This is a genomic window from Parachlamydia sp. (assembly GCF_050255895.1).
In the GTDB taxonomy this organism is placed as follows: Bacteria; Chlamydiota; Chlamydiia; order Chlamydiales; family Parachlamydiaceae; genus Parachlamydia; species Parachlamydia acanthamoebae.
In genome coordinates, this window is record NZ_JBFWIR010000041.1 from 1 (window position 1) to 11,939 (window position 11,939).

Annotated in this window: 4 protein-coding genes and 1 pseudogene; 1 reads left to right on the forward strand and 4 read right to left on the reverse strand. The window is 36.5% G+C overall.

All coding sequences use genetic code 11. The annotated features are described in order from the left end of the window. Positions 1-976, reverse strand: a 976-nt coding sequence (locus AB7E63_RS08320; protein ID WP_428419180.1) for an IS256 family transposase, incomplete at its 3' end; no start/stop codon positions are given. Positions 977-1,058: 82 nt separating this feature from the next. Here AB7E63_RS08320 and AB7E63_RS08325 point away from each other — a divergent pair. After that, positions 1,059-1,929: pseudogene (locus tag AB7E63_RS08325) on the forward strand (IS256 family transposase); the annotation flags it as partial. Between the two features lie 57 nt (positions 1,930-1,986). On the opposite strand, the gene AB7E63_RS08330 reads toward AB7E63_RS08325, so the two are convergent. The 3 genes from AB7E63_RS08330 to AB7E63_RS08340 all read right to left on the reverse strand — a co-directional run bounded on the left by AB7E63_RS08330 (position 1,987) and on the right by AB7E63_RS08340 (position 11,893). Continuing rightward, the gene (locus AB7E63_RS08330; RefSeq protein WP_284452712.1) at positions 1,987-2,718 is read right to left on the reverse strand and encodes a hypothetical protein; all 732 of its coding nucleotides are present in this window, start codon (positions 2,716-2,718) and stop codon (positions 1,987-1,989) included. A gap of 286 nt (positions 2,719-3,004) precedes the next feature. Continuing rightward, on the reverse strand, positions 3,005-4,426 hold the full coding sequence (locus AB7E63_RS08335) for a phytoene desaturase family protein (RefSeq protein ID WP_284452713.1): 1,422 nt from the start codon (positions 4,424-4,426) through the stop codon (positions 3,005-3,007). A gap of 78 nt (positions 4,427-4,504) precedes the next feature. Continuing rightward, on the reverse strand, positions 4,505-11,893 hold the full coding sequence (locus tag AB7E63_RS08340) for a hypothetical protein (RefSeq protein ID WP_428419183.1): 7,389 nt from the start codon (positions 11,891-11,893) through the stop codon (positions 4,505-4,507). Positions 11,894-11,939 lie beyond the last annotated feature (46 nt).

Consider the following 11,939-nt stretch of genomic DNA (forward strand, 5'->3'; position numbering starts at 1 on the left):
ATTGATCTTTGTCTTTTTTCAAACATTCACAGGCTTTTGGATATTTTGATTCATATGTCCCAAGAAACTTCTCAAAAGCTTTTAGTCCATCCGTTTTTCTTGGAGCCATATAAATTTCGTGAATGATCTCTTTGGCATACTTTTGAACACTTTTTGGTATTTTATCTAAAATATTAGCCGTTTTATGCACCCAACACCTTTGCTGCTTTGTTGCTGGAAACTCTTCATTTAAAGCCGCCCAAAAGCCAAGTGCTCCATCTCCAATAGCAAGCTTTGGTCCTTCTTTGAGACCTCGATGTTTTAAATTTTGCAAAACTTCTTTCCAAGACAGCTTGCTTTCTCGGTACCCATCATGAATCATGATAAGTTCTTTATTTCCATCCTCTAAAGCACCTATCAGAACCAGAACGCAGGGTCGATCTTCTTCTAAACGAATGTTAAAATAAATCCCATCCGCCCATATATAAACATACTTTTTTGCGGATAAATCACTTTTGAGCCAATTTTGATATTCTGTTGTCCATGAATCTTTCAATCTAACGATATTTGTGGGTGATAGTCCTTTAGCATTTTCTCCCAAAATTGCCTTCAGAGCTTTCGGGAAATCTAGGGTAGATATTCCTTTAAGATACAAAGCAGGAATAACCGCATCTATACTTTGTGTCCTTCTCAAATAAGGTGGCAAAATCGCACTTGTGAACTTGCCATCGTCTCTATGTTTTATTCTAGGCTGACGAATTGCAATTGGGCCAAGACCGGTTTGAATGTTTTTTTCTGGTAAGTAACCATTTCTTACTGCAGGAGATTGATGGGTAAATTCTTTCGATTGTTTGTAAAGTTCCAGATATTCTTGTACTTCAAATTCAATAGCTTGCTGTAACAATTTTTGAGCTCCTTTGCGAAGAATTTCTTCGAGAGGATCATTTTGTTCATTTGTTGATGGCATTTTTTCTGAAGAAAAGCGAAAATCTTCCATGAGCGCACTCCCATTTAGTTTTTGTCGTAAAAACATTTTAAGGATGCGCTCTCTTTTTTTCATCTCATACACAACTTTTGATCATATCTCTGGGATGACAGTTAGGGATATTCAATCACATGTTCAAGAGCTTTATGGAGCGGATTTATCACCCGCTCTCATTTCAAATATTACTAAAAAAGTAATGGAGTCAGTAACTGAGTGGCAAGCCAGGCCTTTTCAAAATATGTATCCAATAATTTTCTTCGATGCAATTCATTATAAAGTTAAAGAAAATGGAAAAGTCGTTTCAAAAGCCTCTTATACATACTTGGGAATTGATTTAGAAGGCAAAAAAGATGTGCTTGGTATTTGGATTGGTGATGCGGAAGGGGCTAAATTTTGGCTCAAAGTATGTACAGAACTACAAAATAGAGGCGTGAAGGATATTTTCATAGTCTGTATTGATGGATTAAAAACACTTCCAGATGCAATAAAAATGGTCTTTCCGAAAGTTAAAATTCAACTTCGCATAATCCATATGATTCGAAATTCGATCAAATATGTTGCTCATAATTATAGCAAGGAGTTCATGACGGATTTGAAAGAGATTTATAAGGCATCAACGAAAGAAATAGCCTATCAAAATTTGGAGAAACTTCAGAAGAAATGGGAGTCTAAATATGCATTAGCGGTAAGGCCTTGGCTAGTTCACTGGGATAACGTTAAAACGTTTTTTGCTTTTCCAGGGCAAATTCGTCATTTAATATATACTACAAATGCAGTAGAATCCGTTCATAGGTAGCTAAGAAAAGAATAAGGCTGTCTTTCCGACAGATGAATCCTTGATGAAAATGCTTTTCTTGGCAATACGCGATATGTCCAAAAAGTGGACGATGCCAATGCATGGATGGAAAACAATCATCTCCCACCTTTCGATTGCTTACGGCTATAGATTAGGTTTGAATGCATGATTAAAGTCATTTACACAAAAAAATGAACAGTCTCCTCAATTCTAAGAGCGGCCTCATTTAGTCTGCCACAAATTGACCTAGAGTGATTGTTAAAAGATCCCCTTTAGCATAAATTTCTGAGATCTTTCCTCTAAGTTGAGTGTACTTCGATCGTAAATATTTTGTTTCTGGATGATTTTGATCCGCGACAAAAAACACGTCATTTACCACTAATGGAGAGTAATAATGATCCCCAAAAAATGTTAAGCAATCAAATTTGAATATTTTTTTTCGCTGATAAAACATTTCCGCATTATGTTTCCCATACCCTAAAAGAATCCCTAACAACGTCTCATTCTTCTGTATACTGTCAAAAAATGATAGTGTGCCATTTTCAATTTCTCCCAAAAATTCTTCAGGAATGATTTTTTGTTTTAGTATATTTTCAAAAGTTATTAAGTGGTTTTCGAGGGACTTTAGAAAAGCTCTTTTGTTTATAAGTAAGATCAATTCATCCAAATCAGACTTTCCTAAAAAATGAGGCTCACTTATTAAAAGGTACTTTGAACTCAAAAACTGGTCCTGATACTTTTCCCATATTTCCCATTTTTTCCAAAAAGCCCCTCCGCATCTGCAACCTGCGAGCACATTTGCCCAAGGTGTTACTCTAAAATTACCGCCCAACGAAATGGGTTTATTCCCAAACAATGTATAACCAAAAGTATCTTCAAATATAAAAGACGAAAACAGTTCCTCCAAAGCAACTCTATCTTCAAAAGGGATAGATTGTATTTTCTCGTGTGTATTCATTGCATTAAGTCTGCAAACACTGCACAATAGAATGAAATGAATCACAAATTTAATCATTTAAAAACATTCATTATTTACAACTAAGGTATTGCGTTAAATCTTTTACTTTTAGAAAGTTGTCATAGAAATCAGCAAACAAAAAAATTTTAATTCAAGAAAACAATTCAAATCAATGATTTAGACATTATCGATCATAAATATGTTTAGAGTTATTTTTCTTTAATGATTTCAGGTGTATCGAGATCGCCATGTCCTTTTTGCATGTGAGCTTTGATTTCAAAACTATTTAAAAGCACTGCTTAAGAGCTGCTTTAGCGGCATGATAGCCACACATACCATGAACGCCCCCTCCTGGAGGAGTTGAAGCAGAACAAATGTATAGTCCTTTACGCGGCGTTGAATAGGGCACTATTCTCGCAACCGGACGCGTGAATAGCTGTGTGAGGTCCTGTACGCCACCGTTGATATCCCCTCCCATATAATTGGCATTGTATTGCTCAAATTCTACAGCCGATTTGGTCGCTTTAGCCAGAATACAATCCTTAAATCCTGGAGCAAAACGTTCAATCTGCGCCTCAATAACCTCTGTCATATCCACGTTAGAGCCATTGGGAACATGACAGTAGGCCCAAGCTGTCTGCTTCCCCTTAGGAGCTCGAGTAGAATCAAATAAACTCTGCTGAGCAAGAATGATGTAAGGTTTTTGAGGGTGAACATTCTCCCAAACTTCTCTTTCCGATTTGGCGATTTCATCAAGAGTTCCCCCAATATGTACTGTACCTGCACGTAAACACTCTTTCGCCTTCCAGGGAATTGATTGACTCAACGCCCAATCCACTTTGAAAACGCCTGGTCCATAACGGTAGCTGGCTAGCTTACCCTTATAATGATCAGAAAGCTGATGATCTGCTATTTTTAATAATTGTTTTGGTGACACGTCGCAGAGGATTACCTGAGATGACGGAAGATCATCAATGCACTCAATATTTGTGTTTGTGTGAATTTCTCCTCCAAGAGAGCGAAAGAAAGATGCCAAAGCATTGGCAATATTTTGTGATCCCCCTTCAGGTAGTGGCCAGCCTGCCTTATGACCGAGTGTCCCTAGAATAAGACCAAAAGCAGATGTTAAGGAGCGCTCTAAAGGCATCATCGAGTGAGCTGCAAGCCCTCCAAAAAGACCGCGAGCCCGTTCCTCACGAAAAAATTGACATGCTAAGCTGTAGGCAGGTTGTAAGCATAATCCTGCAAACCAAGCCATTTGAATAGGGTGCTTCGGAAACCTTAAAGGTCCCAATAAATCATCAACAAGATTATCCCACTTTTGTACACAAGGCTCTAAAATGCGTCGATAAGCTGTTGCATCGAGACCTAATATTTCACTTGTTTTCTCGATGGAGCTTTCAAGAATTGCGACCGATCCATCATCGAAAGGATGCGCCAAAGCAGCCGAAGGAAAAATCCATTTTAATCCGTGCTTTTCAAGAGGCAATGAACGGAAGAAGGGCGACCCCACTCCTAAAGGATGGATGGCCGAACAGACATCATGAACATATCCAGGCAGAGTAAGCTCGGCTGAGCGCATTCCTCCACCTATCGTATCTTTCGCTTCAAACATCCCTACGGAAAGACCGGCTTGGGCCAGTGTAATGGCCGCTGCAAAACCATTGGGTCCTGTTCCAATCACAACTGCGTCGTAATTTTTAGACATATTCCTCATATTTTTTATGCTGATTTATGCGTAGCTAAGCACAAAAATATATTAAAACAAATTCTAAAAATAAAAAAATTAACCTATTTCCTTGATTTCCTTGATTTCTAACTTATCAAAGGTCACCTCAACAATGGGATGTTGGCGAAGAAGCTTCAATCCTTCAGGCAATCTTTTTTTGCTGATCAATATCAGCAACCAATTGCAAATTAAAAGACGACTTTGTTTCCTCTCTTCATGTGTTTTTCTGCAGGTCCAGGTTTTTAGAATAAATAAGAAGATCTGTTGCAGCATAAAAGCTTCATCAATCGGTTGAAACGCAGCTTTTTCAGCTACCTGCGTTAGCATGTTTTTTTCGTTTTCTGAATATGGTGAAAGGTGTGATAAAAATCTCTGAAACAAATCAACGATAAAATAAAATTTTTCCAGATGATTGTCAAATACCTGTAAGTCTATTGTTTTATTGATAAATGCAATCATTTCAATACAAAAAAATCGGTTATTCTCCGAGTCTGTTGGTGCAATTTTTAAGCTTGCCTTAAGCATTGCATGAGAAAGCTCTATACAAAGTTTCGCAAAGCAGTCTCTTCCTTTAGCCGTTTCCTTTAGCGCTATTGTGCAGTTTTCTTTACCTATAAGAGCTGAAATAATGAATCGAAAAATCGGGACTTTGGACAAGCTACCCATAATCGTCATTCCGTGATTTTCTAACCATTCCCATAGTGGCTGGTAACACTCTAATAACAATTCATATCCATGACTATCGCGCTCTTCAGGGGGACGTCGCAAAATCACATTTTGCACATACTGTAGAGAATCGCACGTGATAGTGAAGTGATCGATCGAATTAGCTGAAAGACGGATAAGGTTTTTCAATAATTGATTTTCAATCCACTGTGTGGCCTTTTCAAAACGAACGGGGTCCTTTTCCTCTTTTATTCCCTGGATTTTATTAACCATCATCTTGAATTTTCTTTTCAGAACCGTTTCTTTTCTCAGTGCAAGCATTTTTCCGAACTCATTCTGCCAATGATTAATTTTTGATAATCTTAATATTTTTTCTTCGGAAGAAAGCTTTGTTTCACGTGTTTTTCCAAAATCAAGAAACAGTAATGGGAAAAACACGTCCTGATAGGCATCTAGATTTCCAGCAGCCATGGAAGATAACATGTGTTTTCCAAAGACATGTATTTTCTCATAAAATGAGTCGATGTTTCCTTGAAAAATACGTGCATGAAAAGCTCCCGTTAAGAGCAGAGCTCCTGATTCCAAAAATGTGGCAACATCCATTTCAAGGATATGAAAAATTGTCTCAAAAATCCTTAAAGAGTCATCTTTTGCATACTTTGCAATCTTTTCAAATTCAGCGGAAATTAAATGGATTTCTTCTTTTCCTTTTAAGAAATTGAGAATAGATTCTAGAGTGTTAGCATAGACTTGCGCATTTTTATTCAGCAGTAAATGACCATGTTTAATAAATAACTCGGTTGCTCTATTCGCATCTAAACCATTGATCAGCAATTGGATGGTATCTTCGAATATTTTGGTTTGTTCATGTTCGTTAATTTTCAAAATGACAGAACTTGGCCACTCTCTAAAACAGCATAAATGCAAAAAGTTAAATGTTTTTGGCTGCAATTCTTTTAGCCCTTCAAACTCTTTTAGATTCCCATACAATTGAGCGATTTTTTCGAAGCATGCGTTATACTTCTGACGATCCATCTTCGCTAGTAAATCCGCAAATTTCCCAAACAATTCGATACTCTTTGTCCGGATTTCTGCTTGGTCCGCTACAAAAAGAATTGAGCTCTCTATAAGGCTTGCTTTAGTAGATAAGGAAAATTTTGCACTGAAGGGACTTTTCGCTAATTTTTCAAGAAATTGATCAACAAGCGTAACCGATAAATCCTTGTCCTGAATTTTTTCTAATAAATACTTAAAATCGGAGAAGTAAGTCCGAGGAAAATTTTGCATACAAAAATACCCAACAGAACCAAAAAGTTGTACGGCTTTTTGCCGACTTGAATCGATGGGATGCTTTGCAAGGATAGGAAAAAGATCATTGATGATTTCCATTTTTCCTTTGTCGGAGATCAAAAATCCTTGAGGCCAATCTTGGTAACAATAGAAATAGAGTTTCTGAAAAACCTTTTCGGCCGTTTTAGGGAGTTCTAACTGAAAAAAAATTTCCCCTAATTGCATCTTCTTACACAAAAATTCATTCATGTAGATCAGCTGATCAGCTAATGTCTCAATGATCTGTGCATATCTCACCTTGTTCTTTGGAGAAACTTCCTTTGAATCTAGATAAACAAGCGTTCCTAGAAAATATTTTGCAATTCCCCATGCATGAGAATAATTTTTCTCTAAATTCTTCTTTTGAAGTGTTGAAAGCTCGAACATAATATTCGCAAAGTCAAAAATGCGATCAAGTATGCTGGGATCATTGGCGCACGGGATAGGAGCTTGAAGATTTTTTTCCAATTTTTGAATATCTGATGAAGCAATTAAATGAAAAACTCTCGTTTTTTGGTCTTCACTTGATAACCGTTCCCATTTGTAGAAATAGTTTTCAGGCTTCGTCGATTGCCTAATCCATAAAAGAGCAAATGTATCTAGATAGCGCCAAAATTGATCTTCTTGATTAATGAAAGAATCTACATCAAAGAGCATGCTAAAAAACTCTTTTAGTGCGCTAACCTTAAGCTTTGGGAGAGATTCAAATCTTGAAAAATGATCATAAAAAAGCCTTAAAGACTCTTTGCAGGGATTTTTCTCCATCAGTTTCACGATCGCTTTTCCAAATAATTGATTGATTTGATTTGGCGCTAAGAATTTTTCCACAACAGAAGATTCAAAAAACGCAGACAAAAATTGAAGAGAAGGGGGTGTTTGAACCCAGTCTTCCAAAACGTGATAAGATTCACTCTCTTGAACAGAAAAAAAGTGTGTTTGCAAGTCGGAAAACATCGCTTTAATTTTTTTATTCGGATGTGAAGAACAAAGCTCCATGGCCTCAAAAATAAATTCTATTGCATATTTTTGCGTATAGAGACGAATAAGAACAGCCACCTCTTCAATGATTTGATGACTTTTTACTAACTCACTCACCGTTCGCGCTAATAAATCAATAAAAAGAGCCTCTTCCTCTGGCCCAGGAGATTCCATAAATCTCTTTTGCAAGGCATGGCATCCTTTGATAATCATGCATTCTTGAGTGTTATGTATTAAAAGTTTAACTGAGTCGATTGATAAAGCTTCTGGGTGGCTATTTCCCATCAAAATAGCCATGTGTTTATGCAATGTTATCACATAAGCGAGAGGGTTCTTTTTTTGGATAAGCTTTAGCAAGTGAGAATAAAATTCTGCTTTTTTATCTTTTAAAAGTGGCTCATCAAAAAAAGCTGCAATACGCTTATCTTGCAGCCATTGCTCCGCTGAAAACCCTTTTTCTCTTTCTAAAAGAGACAAGCAACGCATCAAACAGGCGAATTTGTCTTGGGGAAAAGCCTTCAAAACATCGGAGTAAAGTACTCTTTCCTTAAAAGCATGCAAAAATTGATCTTTTATCTTCTCTGACCCAAAACGTTCTATTTTATGACATAAATCCAACCAGGTTACGAAATTTGCGCAATTAGCGTGCTCAGTAATCTTTATATAAGTTTCTAGCTGATGAGGCTGGGGTTTGGTATTTTCTAAAAAATGCTTTAACAGCTTTTCTATACAGAAATCTAATTCTTTTAACATCTCTTCATTTCGCTCGATTAGATGAAAAACAAATTGAGGATGAGATTTTGTTAGACATTCTTCGACAAGTTGTTTCCAGGCAAATTCTCCATCTTTATCTACGCATTGTTTACTATAAAACGCATCAAATATTTTCTGAAAATCCCTCTCGTTGGAAGGTATTAAATGATAACCCACTTTAAGTAAAACCGTAATTTGAGAAGGCGTTTGCGAATGTTGCAATAATTGGGCGCTCCAATGGTTCACAAATGTTACCTGAGAGAAATGCAATAAATGCGTGATCAAAGCTTCCACAATCTCAAAATTCACTTCCACACTGTTTCCTTGGACCATTACACCTTTATAGAGATGATGAAAGCCCAAAACTTCTTCTTTACTCAGATTGGGCTTTTTTAAAGATCGTAACGTGTGCTCTTCTAAACGCGTACGACTTTCACTTTTTAGAGTTTTAAAGCACTCCTGATTTACCACAAGCTGTACCACATCAAAAAACACCTGTTTTTTTGGCAATGACAAGCTATAAAAAAGCAAATGAACATGAAAATCTTGCACCACTTTTTTTAAAGGCTTTGATATCTGCTTATTATGTAAAAGATGCTTTAAACAATAATCAATGCATGAGGAGTACAAAAGGAAGGAATCTTGGCTCCAGATCTCTTTAAGCATCTCATGAAGAAATGAAGAAAACTGGGGAAGTTTATTGACATTTCCCATTTTTTGAATAATGCCAAAAATCCAGTCTATTTTATGTTCTCTCGTGATCAAGTGAGCAAATGACTGACTAGATAAAAGTTTGAGAATGGTGTCGAATAACTTAGAATCTTTAAGATCCCCTTTGGATTCCATCAACTTTGAAAAGAAAAAGTAGATTATTTTTTTGGTTTTTTGAGATCCATCATTTTCCGAAAAGAATGATATGCCCAAAAGACTTTCAGCGGCAGAGAAAAAATGAGAGCCTGAGATATCATCCTTAATCACATTTAACTCAACAGAAAGTAGCTCTTCTTTAGATAAATAGGGGGAATAATTCTGTGGCACCTTTCTGGCCGTAATTTTCCCCTTTTCATTCGTGAGGATAGATAAAACAAGCTGCCTAATTTGCCCATAACTAGATCCTGAAGGTGAGAATTTGCAAAGATCCGTCAAAACTTCTGCTTTGATGAAATGATTTTTTGCTTCAATATGTTTAAACACATATTCTGCAAAAGCTAAGGCATCCTTTTGTCTCCATACTTTAAATGTTTTTCCCTCTCTCCATAAAGATAAACTTTCTTCAACTTCCGAATGACTAATTAACTCATTTAAAATGTCACGCCACATCTCGCTTTTAGAGTTTTTTTTCGTGAAAAGTGTTAATAGAGTATGTACATAAGATTTGTAACCTGAATGAAAAATCTTTTTTAAAAGTGGACTAACAATCGTCTCAAAATGTTCCTTAGCAGTTAGTAATTCATCATTAAGGTCGTGATTTTCAAAAAGAGGCTGGACTTGTTTCATAAATGCAAAAATGAAGTCTGCAGGATGGTCTTTGATGTGGGATGAAAAATTTAAAAATAAATCTAAGTGGATTCTTTTGTATGCAACCTCCTGGAGATCGCAGAGTTTAAAGACTTCAAATGCTAACTCTACATTAGTCGACAACAAATGTTCGGCTAAGACACGGATTAAATAGGTCTTTCTTTTTGTCTGAAGAGAATATTTTAAAATCCCAAAAGATAATTGCTGTAGTCGAGGGTCGTTGATGGAAGCCAATGCCTCCATCCAAGCCTGCACAGAAGATGTTGATCGATGAAATATCTCAAATATATTCGCTACGAAGTTGAACCAAGGCTCAATTTTCGAAAAAAACAAAATATTTTCAAGCTGACATTCTAAAATTCTTTTCCTTTTTTGATTGCTTCTTTCATGAATAAAAGGAAATTGCTTGATCACGTTTTCTAACCCCATGAAAGAGGGAATACACGTTTGGCAAGCAGATAACAAGTAATAGTTTAAATGACTTAAAAAAGAATTTTCAGCAAATTCATGTTCCAGGATTGCCTCTTGCAAAGGCTTCAATAATATTTTCATATGCTCCCGATATCCCGAAAGCTGAGAGCCTTCTGAAGCCAAAAAGCTGTTTTGCGGAAAATACGCATTCAAAACATGTATTAAGTAGCGACTTATTTTTTTATCTTTCAATAGAGCTAAACATGTTTGGTAACCTTTTAATGGATCAAAACGAATGAAAACAGACTTGTTTTCCTCTTGAATTTTTACAACAGGAAAACCTTCATGTTTGCTTAAGAAAATTTGGACACTGGATGCATTAAATTGCCCTCTTTTTACTCCAAGGGCTAACAATGCAAAGCACTGATGGATTTGCGTCACATCGACAAACGAAATCCCTAACCGTACACCTTGATCTATTAATGCAAAAATTGAAAAATGATCATCCAGTGCATTGGGAATCGGCAATAATTTCTTATAAATCTCATCCACAAGTATGGGCGAGACATGCTGACTAATACATAAACAAGCGTTGTAAGTCATGGCAAGAGCCATCACTTGATCATGCGGATAATGTTTTTTTAAATAAGTCGAGATCTGCAAAGCATTTTCTATCGTTAAATTATCAGTGGCCCCGATAATGAATCGATCGGTAATTTGCCATGGCAAACTCTTTTTGCTTTTTTCGCTTTGTTGAATAAATTGAAATCCCTGTCCATAGTCTCTTCGGCCCATAGAAATCAAAGCAACGAGCTTAGAAAAAATATGATTATTCATATTGTCTAAATTTTGTGCTTTCAAAACCCTTGTCAGAAAACAGATAATCCCTTGTAAGCCTCCTGCTGCATGGAATTCTCCATCATGAATATAATGACCTCCATTCGGAATTAGGGGAGTGCCATTAACTTTATCTTCTACAATGGAATTCAGACGGATGCTAAATTTCGCGTCTAAAAAGCAATCGTTAGGTTGTGATACAAAAACAACATCACAGTCAACATTCTCGTCAACAGCCGGATTGGATGTTGCTCGCCGATTTGTCCAAGAAACCAATGAGAAGAAAGGGGCTTTAATGCAAAAGTTGTTTAAACAGGCTTTTCGAACCAAATGTCTATATTTTTCATCCACCTGATCTTCTAAAAATTGCAAAACAGCATTTGTCCCTTCAGGTAAATTTTCAGAACGGGCCAAAAGAACCTGATAGTCGTCATCACAATCTTTTTGGCCTAACTCAGCACACAAATCAAGGTCTAATTGTGTTTTTCGATGATTTGTTAATTCCTCTAGAATTTTTGTAAAATAGGACTCGTCTAAAACCTTTTTCCTGACTCCGCTGCCTGCATAACAAATAATAGCCCCTTGCATATGCTTAAGCAGGGACTTGAATAGCTCTTGCATGCTAAAATCCTTAGAAGGCAATCCGCAAAGCTGATTTTTTCGATATAACTGCTGATAAAGCGCATCTAATTGTTTTTGTTCTAGTGCTAAGAGGCCAAAATTAAACCCTCTTCTGAACGGGATGGTTACCCATCCGTGGCGATCGATGTGATTCAACTCTTTTAAAATAGCAATTGTTTGATCACAGCCATCTTCTTTCGGATAAAAATCTTCAAAAAAGATCGATTCACAAACTTGTTCTTCTAAAACTGGTTCTACATAACGACTCCCAATTGCCTGAACTTGAGAGGTTTGACTTACTGAATTGAAGAGAGTCTGTACAATTGGAATCATAAACGTTCTAGGTATTTAAATAATGATGATTTAAAAGCATGAAGGA